The sequence below is a fragment of the Actinocrispum wychmicini genome (assembly GCF_004345645.1).
Classification (GTDB): Bacteria; Actinomycetota; Actinomycetes; order Mycobacteriales; family Pseudonocardiaceae; genus Kibdelosporangium; species Kibdelosporangium wychmicini.
Genome location: NZ_SLWS01000005.1, coordinates 562,818 through 577,638 on the forward strand (window position 1 = coordinate 562,818; position 14,821 = coordinate 577,638).

Annotated in this window: 16 protein-coding genes and 1 tRNA gene; 14 read left to right on the forward strand and 3 right to left on the reverse strand. The window is 68.8% G+C overall.

From position 1 onward, the window contains the following. Nucleotides 1–4: 4 nt before the first annotated feature. Both EV192_RS24585 and EV192_RS24590 read right to left on the reverse strand, forming a co-directional pair. A complete protein-coding gene (locus EV192_RS24585; protein ID WP_132119209.1) occupies nt 5–619 on the reverse strand; it encodes a hypothetical protein in 615 nt (204 codons plus the stop codon). Nucleotides 620–671: 52 nt separating this feature from the next. Beyond that, nucleotides 672–2,105, reverse strand: a complete 1,434-nt coding sequence (locus EV192_RS24590) for a S10 family peptidase (RefSeq protein ID WP_132119211.1) — start codon at nt 2,103–2,105, stop codon at nt 672–674. Between the two features lie 33 nt (nt 2,106–2,138). On the opposite strand from EV192_RS24590, the gene EV192_RS24595 reads away from it, so the two are divergent. The 14 genes from EV192_RS24595 (at nt 2,139) to EV192_RS24660 (ending at nt 12,493) form a co-directional block, all read left to right on the forward strand. Then, nucleotides 2,139–2,831 carry a uracil-DNA glycosylase gene (locus EV192_RS24595; RefSeq protein WP_132119213.1) on the forward strand — a complete coding sequence of 231 codons (693 nt, stop codon included), beginning with the start codon at nt 2,139–2,141 and terminating at the stop codon, nt 2,829–2,831. A 64-nt stretch (nt 2,832–2,895) separates the two neighbouring features. Then, nucleotides 2,896–3,996 carry a type IV toxin-antitoxin system AbiEi family antitoxin gene (locus tag EV192_RS24600; RefSeq protein WP_132119215.1) on the forward strand — a complete coding sequence of 367 codons (1,101 nt, stop codon included), beginning with the start codon at nt 2,896–2,898 and terminating at the stop codon, nt 3,994–3,996. Continuing rightward, the gene (locus tag EV192_RS24605; RefSeq protein ID WP_207926216.1) at nt 3,993–4,799 is read left to right on the forward strand and encodes a hypothetical protein; all 807 of its coding nucleotides are present in this window, start codon (nt 3,993–3,995) and stop codon (nt 4,797–4,799) included. The genes EV192_RS24600 and EV192_RS24605 overlap by 4 nt, the downstream gene beginning before the upstream one ends. A gap of 31 nt (nt 4,800–4,830) precedes the next feature. Then, nucleotides 4,831–5,106, forward strand: a complete 276-nt coding sequence (locus tag EV192_RS24610) for a FitA-like ribbon-helix-helix domain-containing protein (RefSeq protein ID WP_132119217.1) — start codon at nt 4,831–4,833, stop codon at nt 5,104–5,106. A gap of 2 nt (nt 5,107–5,108) precedes the next feature. Next, the gene (locus EV192_RS24615; protein WP_207926217.1) at nt 5,109–5,492 is read left to right on the forward strand and encodes a type II toxin-antitoxin system VapC family toxin; all 384 of its coding nucleotides are present in this window, start codon (nt 5,109–5,111) and stop codon (nt 5,490–5,492) included. A gap of 47 nt (nt 5,493–5,539) precedes the next feature. Continuing rightward, a complete protein-coding gene (locus EV192_RS24620; RefSeq protein WP_132119221.1) occupies nt 5,540–6,202 on the forward strand; it encodes a DUF4129 domain-containing protein in 663 nt (220 codons plus the stop codon). Further along, nucleotides 6,199–6,672 carry a hypothetical protein gene (locus EV192_RS24625; protein WP_132119223.1) on the forward strand — a complete coding sequence of 158 codons (474 nt, stop codon included), beginning with the start codon at nt 6,199–6,201 and terminating at the stop codon, nt 6,670–6,672. The genes EV192_RS24620 and EV192_RS24625 overlap by 4 nt, the downstream gene beginning before the upstream one ends. A gap of 20 nt (nt 6,673–6,692) precedes the next feature. Beyond that, nucleotides 6,693–7,640 carry an AAA family ATPase gene (locus EV192_RS24630; protein ID WP_207926218.1) on the forward strand — a complete coding sequence of 316 codons (948 nt, stop codon included), beginning with the start codon at nt 6,693–6,695 and terminating at the stop codon, nt 7,638–7,640. Then, the gene (locus EV192_RS24635) at nt 7,637–8,974 is read left to right on the forward strand and encodes a DUF58 domain-containing protein (protein WP_243727043.1); all 1,338 of its coding nucleotides are present in this window, start codon (nt 7,637–7,639) and stop codon (nt 8,972–8,974) included. The genes EV192_RS24630 and EV192_RS24635 overlap by 4 nt, the downstream gene beginning before the upstream one ends. Then, nucleotides 8,971–9,474 carry a hypothetical protein gene (locus tag EV192_RS24640; protein WP_132119227.1) on the forward strand — a complete coding sequence of 168 codons (504 nt, stop codon included), beginning with the start codon at nt 8,971–8,973 and terminating at the stop codon, nt 9,472–9,474. The genes EV192_RS24635 and EV192_RS24640 overlap by 4 nt, the downstream gene beginning before the upstream one ends. A 70-nt stretch (nt 9,475–9,544) precedes the next feature. Continuing rightward, on the forward strand, nt 9,545–10,873 hold the full coding sequence (locus EV192_RS24645) for an NAD(P)/FAD-dependent oxidoreductase (protein WP_132119229.1): 1,329 nt from the start codon (nt 9,545–9,547) through the stop codon (nt 10,871–10,873). 81 nt (nt 10,874–10,954) lie between these two features. Continuing rightward, nucleotides 10,955–11,028: transfer RNA gene (locus tag EV192_RS24650), tRNA-Leu, on the forward strand. 241 nt (nt 11,029–11,269) lie between these two features. Beyond that, a complete protein-coding gene (locus EV192_RS24655; protein ID WP_243727044.1) occupies nt 11,270–11,677 on the forward strand; it encodes an ankyrin repeat domain-containing protein in 408 nt (135 codons plus the stop codon). 99 nt (nt 11,678–11,776) lie between these two features. Continuing rightward, on the forward strand, nt 11,777–12,493 hold the full coding sequence (locus tag EV192_RS24660) for a zf-HC2 domain-containing protein (protein WP_132119233.1): 717 nt from the start codon (nt 11,777–11,779) through the stop codon (nt 12,491–12,493). Here EV192_RS24660 and EV192_RS24665 read toward each other — a convergent pair. Beyond that, nucleotides 12,461–14,812: a cation-translocating P-type ATPase gene (locus EV192_RS24665; RefSeq protein WP_132119235.1), complete on the reverse strand. Its 2,352-nt coding sequence runs from the start codon at nt 14,810–14,812 to the stop codon at nt 12,461–12,463. The genes EV192_RS24660 and EV192_RS24665 overlap by 33 nt on opposite strands. Nucleotides 14,813–14,821: the final 9 nt, after the last annotated feature.

Below are 14,821 nucleotides of genomic sequence, written 5' to 3' on the forward strand. Positions count from 1 at the left end.
GAGGTCAGTGGAAGACGACGGCGTGACCGGTGGCGATGCTGATCCGGGCGGCTTCGAACAACGCCAGCCAGGCGTCCCATTCGTTCGGGTACGGGCTGTCCGCGGCGCCGTTCGCGACCCGGGCCGCTTCCTCGTCGCTCAACGTGCCGTCTTCGCTGAGCGTGATGCCGATGTGCCTGGCGCAGTCCGCGAGTTCGCGCAGCAGCCGCTGGCTGGACCCGACCGAGCCGGTGTCCAGGTAGAGCGGGTCGTCGAAGTCCACCGGGATGTAGTAGCCGTCGCAGTCGGAGTGGCAGACCAGGTGCGACGACAGGTTGTAGATCTCCTCGTCCTCGGGCTCGTCGTCGAGTTCCTCGCCCGGCGGGACCGGCGTGACCTCGTCGTCACGGGCCTGGAGCGCGTACACCCGCCGCAGGTAGTGCACGGTCGAGTAGCCGAATCCGACCAGTCGCGCCCGGCTCGACGGGAGGTCCGCGGTCGCGTCCGGTTCGGCCCAGGTGATGCCGGTCTTCGCCAGTTCCGCGCTCAGTGCCCCGAACTGCGACCGGTAGTGCGCCACCGCCTCCTCGTCGTATCCGAGAACCTGACGTTCGATACCCACGCTGACAACCAGTCCCATGGCGGCACCCTAAGGGGTCGCGATGGGACTGACTGTCCCGAAGGGGCAGGCGTCAGCGCGTGCTCGCTGACCGGACGAACGCGGCGAGGTCCGCGGCCTGCCGTTGCCTGCTGGGTTCGTGGATGTACATCATGTGGCCGGCGGGGTAGTACTGCACGTCGATGTTCCCGCGCAGTTCGGTCGGGATCGCCAGGTGTGCCAGCACGTAGTCGGCGGCGTAGTACGGTGTCGCGCCGTCCAGGTAGCCGGACCCGACGTGGACTCGCAGGTTGTGGTTGGCGCGCATGGCGGCCGCGAGCTTGCCGGCGACCGTCACCGTCCTGTTCTCGAACTCCTTGAAGGACCATGGCCGGACCTGGTCGGTCAGGATCTCGTACGGCAGGTCGTTGGCGTAGCCGAGCTCGGACCGGACGTAGTGGTTGAGCGCGGCGGTGAACGGGCCGAGGATGGCCGAGTACGACGGGTCGTCGGTGAACCGCTCCAGCCCGTAGTCGGTCTCCCAGCCGGTGAACCGGGCGTCCAGCCGGCCGATCACCTGCCGCCGGGACCGCAGCAGCTCGGTGAAGAACCGGACGTGTTCGATCCGCAGGTCCACACTGTCCACATAGTCCGCGGACAGTCCGGTCAGCGCGGCCACACGCTCCACAATAGACTGACGGTCGGCGAGCCGGTGGCCGCGTTCCAGCGCCATCAGGTAGTCCCGGGACGCGAAGTCCTCGGCCTCCCGCAGCACCTCTTCGAGCGACCGCGACCCGTGCAGACCGTGGTAGTGCGCGATGGCGGCGTAGGTCGGGAGGTACAGCGCGTACGGCAGGTCGTTGCCTTCGGTGAAGTCCGCGGTCCCGTAGTCGAGGATCGAGGAGATCAGCATGACACCGTTCAGGTACATGCCGTGCCGGGTCTGCAGATGCTCGGCCAGCCCGGCGGCGCGTACCGTCCCGTAGGACTCGCCGGCCAGGAACTTCGGCGACAGCCACCGGCCGTGCCGGGACGTCCACAGCCGGATCACCTCGCCGACAGACTCCATGTCGGCGGTGAACCCGTGGTACTCACCGGGTTTCTCGCCCTTGACGGCCCGTGAGTACCCGGTGGAGACGGGGTCGATGAACACCAGGTCGCTGTGCGGCAGCAACGACTCGTCGTTGTCCACGACGGAGTACGGCGGCGGCGCGAGCGATCCGGCGTCTCCCATGACCACCCGGCGCGGACCCAGGATCCCCATGTGCAGCCAGACACTGGACGAGCCGGGCCCGCCGTTGAACGCGAACGTGACCGGCCGGTCGGCCGGGTCCGTGCCGTCCAGGGTGTAGCTGGTGACGAACACCTCGGCCTTGGCCTTGTGCCCGTCGAACGCCCCGTCGGTGAGCACCTCGCGCCGAAGCACCATCCGGCCCGTGGTGACCGTGTACGCCTTGTCGCCGAGGGTGTGACTGGACGTGACCAAGTCGTCCGTGGGCTCCTGCTGCTGCTCCTGATCATCTGCCATGTCTGCACCTTAGGTGGTGGAGAATGGTGAACCATGCTCAATTCCCTTACCGAATTGGACAAAGCGGTGACGTCGTGCCGGTCGTGCCCACGGCTGGTCAGCTGGCGGGAACAGGTGGCGGCGGAGAAGCGGGCGGCGTTCCGCGACCAGGTCTACTGGGGACGCCCGGTGCCCGGCTTCGGCCCGCCCGACGCCCGGCTGGCGATCGTCGGCCTGGCCCCGGCCGCCCACGGCGCGAACCGCACCGGCCGGATGTTCACCGGCGACAAATCGGGCGATTTCCTCTACGCGGCCCTGCACGCGGTCGGCCTGGCCTCCCAACCCACCGCCACCCACATCGACGACGGCCTGCAACTTTACAGTGTAAGAATAACCGCCCCGGTGAAGTGCGCCCCACCGGCGAACAAACCCACCCCAACCGAACGCGACACGTGCCGCCACTGGCTGGTCCGCGAACTCGAACTGATGCGCCCCACCCTCCGCGCGATCGTCGTCCTCGGCGCCTTCGGCTGGCAGGCCCTGCTGCCCGCCCTGACCGCCTGGCAACTCCCGACCCCCACCCCGAAGTTCGGCCACGGCCGCGAAGTCACCCTCCCCGCCACCGACAACGGACCCGAACTGCACCTCTTCGGCTGCTACCACGTGAGCCAGCAGAACACCTTCACCGGCCGGCTCACCCCCACGATGCTCCAGTCGGTCCTCACCCGCGCGAAGGACGTGAGGTAGGTTCACCGCAACGGGTGAGGGTGATCGGGAGCGCCAATCTGTTCCGCAATGTAAGCTGTTCCGTGTGTCACGGAACGAGCCGAAACGTGGAACAACCGAGGCGGAGCTGCTGCAGGCCGCCGAGAGCGCGATTCGGTCTGCGCTGCCCGACACATGGTCGATCATCAAAGATCGGCATGCCGCGGACGTCGGCTCGGATCTGCGGCTCACCATCGCCGCACCCGATGGCGCCATGGCTGTGGTGCTGATCGAGTGCAGACGAGCGATCGTGCCGAGAGACGTTGCTTTGATTGCCTCCCAACTCGATGCGTACATCGGCGAAGACATGAAGGTGGGGGCCGCGATGGTCGCGGCGACGTTCGTCTCGCCGATGACTCGTTCCCAGCTTGACCGCCACGGTCTCGGTTGGTTCGACACAACCGGGAACATGCGGCTCCGGCTCGATCGCCCGGCGGTCTTCATCGATCGTGCCGGTGCCGATCGAAGCACCTTTCGCGACCCCGGAGATCGGCTCCTCAAGTCCCTTCGCGGTCCTGCCGCGGCGAAAGTCGTGCTTGAACTGTGTGAGACCGCGTTACCCGTCGGCGTTCGGGATCTCGCCGAACGAGCCGAAGTCGGTGCGGCGACGAGCGCCAGGGTCCTCGAACTGCTCGACCGCGAGGCAGTCCTGGTAAGGAATGACGCGGCCGTTGTCACGTCCGTTCACCAACGGTCGCTGGTCGATCGCTGGGCGCAGGACTACCAGGTCATGACGTCGAACGAGGTGATGCGGACGCTCGCCCCGCGGGGTCTGAACCATGTGCTGAATTCGCTGGCATCGCTGGAAACGCGCGTTGTGGTCACCGGCTCGGCGGCGGCGCGGGCGTACCTCCCGGAGGACGTGACGGCTGTGTCGCCGTTGGTTTCACTGAGCCTGTACACCGAGGACCCGATCGGTCTGATGAACGAACTGGGTCTGCGATCTGTTCACAGAGGAACGAACGTGTTGGTCATGCGCCCGTACGACGACGTCGTGTTCACGAGGTCGCGACCGGTCGACGGAATGAACGTGGCCGCTCCCGCCCAGGTTGTGGCCGACCTGCTGACCGGCCCAGGGCGGTCGAGTGAAGAAGCCGAACAGTTGATGGAAGCGTTCGCGTCCGGCGAGCCAGGGTGGGAATCGTGATTCCACCGGAGTACGTCCAAGCGCGGTCCGTGCTGCTGGACGCCCTCGGCGGACTGGGACCGCACCGTGACGCGGTTGTCCTCGTCGGCGCGCAAGCTGTCTACCTGCACACTGGCGATGCCGATTTCGCGACCGCGCCGACCACGACCGATGCGGACCTGGCACTGGTACCAGACCGGCTGGCCGACGAACCGGTGCTCGCGGAGGCGATGCGGGCCGCCGGATTCGTTCCAGGGACACAACCGGGAATCTGGCTGGGACGCGGTCAGATCGCTGTCGACCTGATGGCTCCCGAGGGGCTGTGTGCGGGAGGGCGTCGATCCGCGCACCTGCCGCCGCCGCACAACAACAGAACGACTGCACGTAGGACGTATGGCTTGGAGGCGGCGGTGGTGGACAACGCGGTCCGCGTCATCGGTGCCCTGGCAGGCGACGACGGTCGATCCTTCAAGATCAAGGTGGCCGGGCCGGCCGCGCTACTGGTGTCCAAGGTCATCAAGATCGCCGAGCGCCGTGCCGATCCCAGGCGTTTGAAGCCGAAGGATGGCCTGGACGTGCTCCGGTTGCTTCGCGCTGTCGACACGGCCCAGCTCGCTTGGACCTTGACGGAGCTCGCTTCGGACAACGTGGCGGGCAGTGTGGTGGAGCAGGCTGTCCAAGCGCTTCGTGAACTCGCGGCAGGGCCGGAGGACGTGCTTCCGACACTTGCCGCGGACGCCGAGGCCGGCTTCGGTGATCTTGATGTGATCACGATGTCCATGGTCGTCCTGGTCGATGATCTTCTGGGCGAGCTCGATCCTTGATTTGCAGTCAAACTGACTGCAAAATAGAGTCATGGCTGTGCTGACGATCAGAGACGTCCCCGAAGAGGTGCGTGACGCGCTGGCGGAAGACGCGCGCGAGCACGGCCAGTCCTTGCAGGCGTTTCTGCTTGGTGTCCTCAAGCGGCAGGCCGCGTTCAGCCACAACCGGCGGCTCCTGGTCGACATCGAACGCGAACTCGCCACCGGGGGCGGCGCTGACACGGACGCCCCGGACGCCGCGGACGTACTGGCCAAAGCGCGCAGGGACCGCGAGGGCGACGATCACGAGATCGGCAAAGTCGAGTGATCGTGGTTGACGCCTCGGTGCTGTCGAACATGCTGCTGTACGCCGACGACAGGGGGCGCAAGGCGCGGATGGTGCTCGGCCGGGACACCGAATGGGCCGCCCCGGAACACTGGAAGGCCGAAGTGTTCTCGGTCATCCGAGGCCTGGTGCTTGGCGGGAAGATCGCGGAGACACGAGCCGGTTGGGCGCTGGACCGGTTGCCACGCCTTGGTGTGGATCATGTGTCCCTTGACGAGTTGCTGCCCCGCATGTGGCGGTCCGGCATCAGTGGGTATGACGCGGCGTATGTGGCGCTGGCGGAGGCGCGGGGGCTGACCTTGGTGACGTCGGACGGGAGGCTCGCCCGTACCGCGACGAGTTACTGCCGGGTTGAGCTCGTCTCCTAGGCAAAATTGGAGTCCCGTAACGGCATGCGGTGAGGCATGCTTTGCGGATGAAGGTCCGGGTGCCGGTTCTGCTCGCGGTGGGCGCACTGGTGCTGCTGGCTGTGGTGGCGGCGCGGGGGACGTCCGGCATTCCGACCGGGCAGCGGGTGTTCGGGCCGGCTTCGTCGGGGCAGGTGGGCGGGACGACCGGGACGGGGACGACGTCGCTTGAGCCGGTGGCGTACGGCGCGGCCTTGTTGATCGTGTTGATCGCGGTGATGTCGATGGTCGGGTTGTCGGTGTTCCTGGTGTCGCTGACCGCGATCCGGTTCTGGCGGCGCCGCGGCCGGCGGGTCCGGCAGCCCGCTCTGTTGGACGACGAGTCCACCTCGGGTGACGCCCAGGAGTGGGTGGCGCGGGCGGCCGGACGTGCGTTGTCCGAAATGGACAGACGGGAGGGTGGTCCGCCGAGTGACGCGGTGATCGCGGCCTGGGTCCAGTTGGAGCGGGACGCGGCCGCCAGTGGGACGGAACGCAAGCCGCACCAGACTCCCACCGAGTTCACCGCCGAGGTCCTGGCGACCATGCCGACCGATCCCGTTGCCCTGGAGCGACTTCGCACGCTCTACCAGCGGGCCCGGTTCGGGCCGGCGGACAGTGTCACTGAGGCGGACGTGGCGGCGGCGAAGCAGGCGCTACTGGCGCTGGGGCGCGAGAAAGTGAAGCTGTGAAACCGTTGCACGCCATCGTGACCGCGCTGCTTGCCGGTGGCGCGGTCGGTGCTTTGGCGGCCTGGCTGGTGGTGGTTCCCGTGCCGTGGGCCGTTGTCATCGCACTTCCGGTCACCGCGTGTACGTTGCTCGCCTTGCTCATGCTTGGGGTCGCGGCGCCGATCTGGCAGGCGTTGCCGGCGCCGGACGATTCCCTCACTGTCCACCAGGCGAGTGCGTTGTCCAGTCGGCTGGCCGAGGCCGCCCGGGACCAGCGGCGGTTCCAGTTACGGGTGCAGCCGCGGCTCGGCCAGTTGGCGCTCACCGCCTTACGGCAACGCCCGGGGCTGGGCGATCTCACCACGCTGACCGACCAACGAGCCGAACAAGCGCTTGGTCACGAACTGCACACCCTGCTCACCGATCCCGAGGCCACCCTGCCGGCACCGCCGCGGCTGGCCGAGCTGCTGCGCCGCCTGGAGGAGATTTGACCGTCCACACAGGACCTGAAGTGCAGGAGATCGCGACCGGCTGCCGGGCCGTGCTCGACGCTGTCGGCACGGTCGTGGTCGGCCGCGAACGGACCGTCCGGCTGGCCCTCGCCGCGATCCTCGCCGGCGGACACGTACTCCTGGAGGACGTCCCCGGTCTCGGCAAGACCTTGATGGCCCGCTGCCTGGCCCAGGCGCTCGGGCTGGATTTCCGGCGCCTGCAGTGCACCCCGGACCTGTTGCCGGCCGACGTCACCGGCTCGTACCTGTACGACCCGACCGAGCGCGACTTCAGCTTCCGCGCCGGCCCGGTCTTCACCGGGATCCTGCTCGCCGACGAGATCAACCGGACCCCGCCGAAGACCCAGTCCGCGCTGCTGGAGGCCATGCAGGAGCGCCAGGTCACGGTCGAGGGCCACACGCACGTGCTGCCCCGGCCGTTCCACGTGCTGGCGACCGCGAACCCGGTCGAGTACGAGGGCACGTACCCGCTGCCCGAGGCCCAGCTCGACCGGTTCCTGCTGCGCCTGGACGTCGGCTACCCGCCGGTCGAGGAGGAGATGGAGGTCCTGCTGCGACGGCTGGCCCGGCGCCGGGAGGAGACCGAGATCCCGGCCGTGGTGGACGCGAACCGGGTCAGGGCCCTGCAGGCCGGTGTCGAACAGGTCGAAGTCGACCGAGACGTGTTGCGCTACTGCGTCGATCTGGCTTCGGCCACCAGACGTCACCCGGCCGTCGAGATCGGCGCGTCGCCACGCGGCTCGCAGGCGTTGCTGTTGGTCGCGCGTTGCCTCGCGGTGCTGGCCGGTCGCGCGTTCGTCCTGCCTGAGGACGTCAAGGAGTGCGCGGTGCCCGCGTTGGCGCACAGGCTCACGCTGCGAGCCGAGACGTGGAGCACCGGCACCACAGGCGTACAGGTCGTCACGGAGTTGCTCGACGCTGTCCCAGGCCCGGCGAGTACGCGGTGAGCAAGCGCGTCGTCCGGTGGCTACGCCACCAGCGCGATACGAGCCACTGGCGCAACACCGACGCGATGTACCGCGCGATCGTGGTCGGCGTGGGCCTCGTCGGCGCCGGAGTCCTCGTGCACGCCATCGTGTTGGTCTTGTTCGGTGCGCCGTTGCTGCTCAGCGCGGTCATCGCGATGACGCGTCCGCAGCCTGGCGTGCCCGTGGTGCACATGCCGCGGGTGCCTCGGACGATGGAGCCCGGTCGGAAGACCGAGGTGGTGTTCGACATCGACGCACCGAACGTGGAGCTGATCGCGTTGCGCGCGCCGCATCCCAAGAACTCGGGTGTCGGCCACGTTCACCTCATCGCCGGCACGGTCCGCCAGGTACGTACCCAGTTGAACCGCGCCGGCTGGGGTGAGGGTGTGGACCTGCGGCCAGATCGCCTGTTCGCCGGCCCGGACGCGTTGCGCGTCTACGGTCCGCTGGTGGGTGTCGAGGGCCGCCGTACCCTGCTGCCGCCGGTCGACCTGTTGCCGACCGGTCCGCTTCCGCCGAGGCCGGCGGGCCTGGTCGGCGCGCACCGCTCACCCCGGCCCGGCGACAGCACGGAACTGCGCGACATCCGCGTCTTCCAACCCGGTGACCGGCTCAGGCGCGTCGACTGGCGGGTGTCGCTGCGCTCGTCGGCGGCCACCGGCGGTGTGCTGACCCCCAGCATGCTGCACGTCCGTGAACGGCACGCGGACGCCGAAGCGACCCTCGTCCTCGCCATCGACACCCGGGTCGACGTGGGCGGCGATCTCGGCGACTGGGCGACGGGCACGCCCGGGGCCCGCCTGCGGGAGAACGGCACCTTGGACACGGCGGTCCGGGCGGCGAGCGCACTGGCCGCGAGCTACCTGCGGCAGGGCGACCGGGTCGGGCTCGTCGACCTCGGCCGGCCGCAGCTGAGCCTCGCGCCGGGCACGGGAGCCCGGCATCTGCTGCGGCTACGGCACCAACTCGTGGTGTGCGCACGCGGCGCCGGCTGGGCGGCCAAGCCGGTTCTCCGGCCGCGGCAGGCGCCGGCGGGCGCGTTCGTGATGGTGCTCTCGCCGTTCCTGGACGACGCCATGGTGAACCTCACCGCGACTGTCGTCCGGCGCGGAATCCGGGTGGTGGCAATGGATCTGCTGCCCGAGGAGCTGACCCCCGCGGCCGGCGACCCGTGGGGCGAAGCGGTGCTGACGGTGATCCGTACCGAACACCGGGTCAGGTTGGAAACCTTGCGACAACACGGGATCGCGGTGATCCGGTGGGGTTCGGACATGCCGGGGACGCTGCGCCGGCTGGCCAGGAGGGCACGATGAGGCTGACCGCGGGAGTGCCCGCGTGGGTGGTCCGCGCCACAGTCGCGCTGGCGGTGGCCCTGATCATGGTCTTGTTGGCGGCGCAGGGGGTTTCCGGAATCCTGCTGGGTGTGGTCGGCGTGGTGGGAGCGCTCTCAGCGCTGGTGCCCGCGTCGCCCGCGCCGGCCATGGTGATCATCGCCACCGCCGTCAGCGTGGCCGTGGTGGTCGACGATCCGTTCGGTGTCGGCGTGTTGGCACTGTTGCCGCTGGTCCACGTCGTCCACATCGGATGCGCGCTGACCGCTGTGATTCCCGGCACTGCCCGGATCCACCTCCGCGCGCTGCGGCCGGTGGCGGTCCGGTTCGTGCTCGTCCAGACCATCGCGCTCGGCCTGGCCGGGGTGTCCTCGATCGTGCCAACCTCAGTCATGCCAACGGTTCTGGAGATCGCCGGGCTGCTGGCGGTGGCCGGGCTCGCGGCCGTGGCGGCCGGACTGATCTTGAAGCGTCCACTGTGAACCCGCGACCCGGGTCACACCCGGGCCAGGGCGATGGGCGGGATGGGGCTGGTGGTGCGACCATAGGAGCATGGCCAAGGGCAAGAAGCAGCCGAAGCGGATCCTCATCGTCGGCGGTGGGTATGTCGGGCTGTACACCGCGTTGGGCCTGCAGCGAAAACTGCGGTCCCTGGAAGCGTCGGTCACAGTGGTCGACCCGCAGCCGCACATGACCTACCAGCCTTTCCTGCCGGAGGCGGCGGCCGGCTCGATCGAGCCGCGGCACGTGGTGGTGCCGCTGCGCAAGGTGCTGCGCCGCTGCCACGTGCTGACCGGGCGGGTCACCAAGATCGACCACGGTTCGCGGACCGCGACCGTCGAGGCGATCGACGGCCACCGCGACGAGATCGAGTACGACGTGCTGATCTCCGCGCTCGGGTCGGTCTCCCGGGTGCTGCCCATCCCCGGCCTGCCCGAGCAGGGCATCGGCTTCAAGACCGTGGGCGAGGCGATCTACCTCCGCAACCACGTGCTGTCCCGGCTGGACCTGGCCGCCTCTACGGACGACGCGGACCTGCGCCGCAAGCTGCTGACGTTCCTGGTGATCGGCGGCGGCTACGCCGGGGTCGAGGCGCTCGCCGAGCTGGAGGACATGGCCCGGTACGCGATCAGGTACTACAACACCATCAGCGCCAACGACATGCGCTGGGTGCTGGTCGAGGCCACCGGGCGGATCATGCCCGAGGTGAGCGCCAAGATGGGCGTGTACACCGTGAAGGTGCTGGAGAAGCGCGGCATCGAGGTGTTCCTGGACACCCGGGTCAAGACGCTCGAAGGCGGCCACATCGTCCTGGACGACGGCACCGAGTTCGACACGGACACGGTGATCTGGACCGCCGGGGTGAAGGCCAACCCGATCCTGCAGCAGACCGACCTGCCGCTCGACGAGCGCGGCCGGGTGCGTTGCACGGCGGAGTTGCAGGTCGTGGGCCTTGAGGACGCGTGGGCCGCCGGCGACTGCGCGGGCGTGCCGGACCTGTCGCGGATCGAGGAGGACCCGACGGCCACCTGCAGCCCGTCCGCCCAGCACGCCGTGCGCCAGGCCAAGCGGCTGGTGCCGAACGTGCTTGCGTCGCTGCGCGGCCGCCCGCCGAAGCCGTACTTCCACAAGTACGCGGGCTCAGTCGCGTCATTGGGGCTCTACAAAGGCGTCTCAGATGTGTTGGGCGTGCTCCGACTGAAGGGGTTCCTCGCGTGGCTGCTGCACCGCGGGTACCACTTGAGCCGGATGCCCACGTTCAACCGGAAGGTCCGGATCATGTTCGACTGGCTTGGCGCATTCGCGTTCCGACGTGAGGTGATCTCCATGGGACAGATCCAGGACCCGAAGACCGAATTCACGCGTGCGGCCAAGAGCTGACCGGACCAATTCGATGGGCCAGCCGGATGAGTTGTAGCAAAGCAGCCCCAAAAGGGGCGCCGGAACGCTTAGGCTTCCTGCGCCCCCGTAGCCCAACAGGCAGAGGCGAGCCCCTTAAAAGGGTTTGAGTGCCGGTTCGAATCCGGTCGGGGGCACCCTGAACGGGCAGTTCATATCTGTGAAACGACACAGAGACGAACTGCCCGTTCTCATGTCCGCCACCCGTTGTCCACACAATCGGCGATCAACCGAAAACGCTCCGTATTGTTCTCACGGAGCGCACATATACGACGACTCGACGTATTCATGTCGCGCAAATTATTCCGAAACGTTATCTGACCACTCACGGTCCGGTCATCGGATGCCTGACCCGGGCAGATGTGCCACGCTGGACCGGTGGCCAACGGCAACGACATCCCTGACAGCCCTGACGTGATCGCACTCGCCAACCGCGCCTTCGCCGCGGCCCGCGCCGGCCGGGCCGACGAGATCACCGCGCTGCTCGACGCCGGCGTTCCAGTCAACCTGTGCAACGAGTCCGGCGACACCCTGGTGATGCTGGCGTCGTACCACGGCCATCTGGCCACGGTGAAGACGCTGATCGACCGGGGCGCGGACGCCGGCCGCGCCAACGACCGCGGCCAGACCCCGATCGCGGGCGCGGTGTTCAAGGCCGAGGACGAGATCGTGGCGGCCCTCCTGGACGGCGGCGCGGACCCGTTCGCCGGCCAGCCCTCCGCGGTCGACACGGCCCGCATGTTCGGCCGCCACGAACTCCTGGCCCTGTTCGAGCGCAACGGTTGATGCCCCCGTGCGTGGTTTGCCGCGTTGGAACACAACGAACTACTCACGACCCCTGACCAGGGCGGGAACTCCGGGCCGGGTACGCGCGACTATGTAGGTATGGACTGTGGGACGTGCACGGAGGCCTTGTCCGCCCGGCTGGACGGGGAACCGGAGCCGGTGCCCGCCGCCGAGGTGGACGAGCACCTGGCGACGTGTCCGAAATGCCAGGCATGGCAGGCGGACGCGGTCTTGCTGCACCGGCGTGTCCGCGTACGCGCGGTGACGCCGACGCCGGACCTCGTCGGTGCCGTGCTCGCGCAGACCCGGCCGCGCCGCAAACCCCTGCTGCGCATGGCGCTCGGCGCGATCGGACTCCTGCAGCTGCTGCTGGGCGTGGCCCAACTGTTCGGCCCTGACCCGCACGTGCACAACGGCGGTGAGGTGCTGACAGGTCACCTGGTCAACGAGAGCGCGGCCTGGAACCTTGCCCTCGGCCTGGCGATGCTCGCCGTCGCGTGGCAGCCAAGGCGGGCTGCCGGGCTGTTGCCCGCCGTGGCCGTGTTCGTGGGCGTGCTCAGTGTCCTGTCCCTCGTGGACGTGGCCACGGTCGGTGTCCCCGGCACGCGCCTGTTGTCGCACGTCCCGCTGCTGTTCGGGCTGGCGTTGCTCTACCTCGTGCACCGCGAACACCGGCAGGGCCGGGATCCGGCCCCCACCGAGCGCGCCGGCGACGACATCACGCACGCCGTCGAACCCGACGAACCCGGCGAGGACCGTCGCGCCAAGTCGACCCGGCCCTGGCTACGCCCCGCCAGCCACCGCCGCGCGGCGTGACGCGATCGCCCGCTGGATCCACCAGACCGCTTCCACCAGCACGACTCCGATGGCGGCCCAGAGGATCGCCGTCCACGTGTAGCCCGCGTCACTCGTGTCCAGCTCGAAGAACTTCCGCGCGAACGGCAACACGAACAGCAGCACCGACCCCAGCGTCATCACGCCGATCAGCCCGATCTTCCACCACTTGTACGGCCGGGCCACGATCGCCAGCACCCACAACCCCACGATCATCAAGGTGATCAGCGCGGTCGTCCCTGCCTGCTGCGGTGTCGCCTTGCCGTGCACGAGCATGTACGACACGAATGTGACGGTCGCGATGACCGCCCCGGACGGGATGGCCAGTCTCAGCACTCGGCTCACGAAGCCGGTGCGGGCGCGTTCGTTGTTGGGGGCCAAGGAAAGGACGAACGCCGGGATGCCGATGGTGAACCACGCGATCACGGTCACGTGCCGCGGCAGGAACGGGTAATTGACCTGCGCGATGCCGACCATCAGGGCGAGCAGCACCGAGTAGACCGTCTTGGTGAGGAACAGGTTCGAGACCCGCTCGATGTTCCCGATCACCCGCCGGCCCTCGCCGACCACGTGCGGCAGGGTGGCGAACTTGTTGTCCAGCAACACGATCTGCGCCACCGACCGGGTGGCCGGGCTGCCCGCGCCCATCGCCACACCGATGTCCGCGTCCTTCAACGCGAGCACGTCGTTCACGCCGTCGCCTGTCATCGCGACCGTGTGTCCGCGTGACTGCAACGCGCCGACCATCGCGCGCTTCTGGGCCGGCGTGACCCGGCCGAACACCCCGCCGTTCTCGACGGTGTCGGCGAGTTCCTCAGAGGTTTCCGGGAGTGTCCGGGCGTCGACCGGGTTCTGCGCGTTCGGCAGGTCGAGCGACGCCGCGACCGCGCCGACCGAGACCGCGTTGTCGCCGGAGATCACCTTGACGGTCACGCCCTGCGAGTCGAAGTACTCGATCGTGCCCTTGGCGTCCGGCCGGACCTTCTGTTCCAGCATGACCAGGGCTTTCGGGGTGACGTTCCCGGGCGCGTCCGGGCTGTCGACCTGGACGTCGGTGTGCCCGAGCAGCAGCACTCGCAGCCCCTGCGCGCCGATCCGCTCGGCTTCGGCGCGTTCCGTGCTGTCCGGCGGCAGCAGCACGTCCGGCGCGCCCAGCACCCAGTGATCCCCGCCGAAGCTCGCGCCGCTCCATTTGCGCGCGGACGAGAACGGCGCCACGGCGGTCGCGGTCCAGCCTGGGTCCTCGGGGTACGCCTCGGCGATCGCCTGCAGGCTCGCGTTCGGCCGCGCCTCGGTCCGGGCCAGTGCGGCAAGCGCTTGCGAGACGTCTCCGTCGAACTGCCGGACCTCGGCCAGCCGCATCCCGTTCTCGGTCAACGTGCCGGTCTTGTCCGCGCACACCACGTCCACCCGGGCCAGGCCCTCGATCGCGGGCAGCTCCTGGACCAGGCACTGCCGGCGGCCGAGCCGCACGACGCCGACCGCGAAGGCCACGCTGGTCAGCAGGACCAGGCCCTCCGGGACCATCGGCACCAGGGCCGCGACCATCCCGCGCACCGCGTCCGCCCACGGCGCGTTGACGTTGAACAGCTGGTTGTAGATGGTCAGCGCGCCCGCCGGGATCAGCATCCAGGTGATGTACTTCAGGATCTTGTCGATCCCGGACCGCAGTTCGGACTTGACCAGGGTGAACTTGCTGGCCTCGTCGGCGAGCTTGGCGGCGTAGGCGTCCTTGCCGACCTTGGTGGCCCGGTACGCGCCGCCGCCGGCGACCACGAAGCTGCCGGACAGCACCTGGTCGCCGGGGTGCTTGACGACCGGGTCGGACTCGCCGGTGAGCAGCGACTCGTCCACTTCGAGACTGTCCGCGGCCAGCGTCTCGCCGTCGACCACGATCTGGTCGCCCGGCCCCAGTTCGATCACGTCGTCCAGGACGACCTCGTTCGGCGGCAGGTCACTGGCCACGCCGTCGCGCCGGACCCGGGGGCGCGCCTGCCCGACGATCGCCAGCTGCTCCAGCGTCCGCTTGGCGCGCAGCTCCTGGATCATGCCTATGCCGCTGTTGAAGATGATGAGCAGACCGAACAGGCCGTCCACGAAGTACCCGGTGGACAGGATGATCGCGAACAGCACGCCGAAGATCGCGTTGATCCTGGTGAACACGTTCGCCCGGACGATCTGGCCGACGGTTCGGCTGGCGCGGGCCGGCACGTCGTTGGTCTGTCCGGCCGCGACCCGCTGGGCCACGTCCGCGGCGGACAAACCGTTCTCGATAACGTCGTTTTGGGCGTTTACCGGCATGCCTCGACC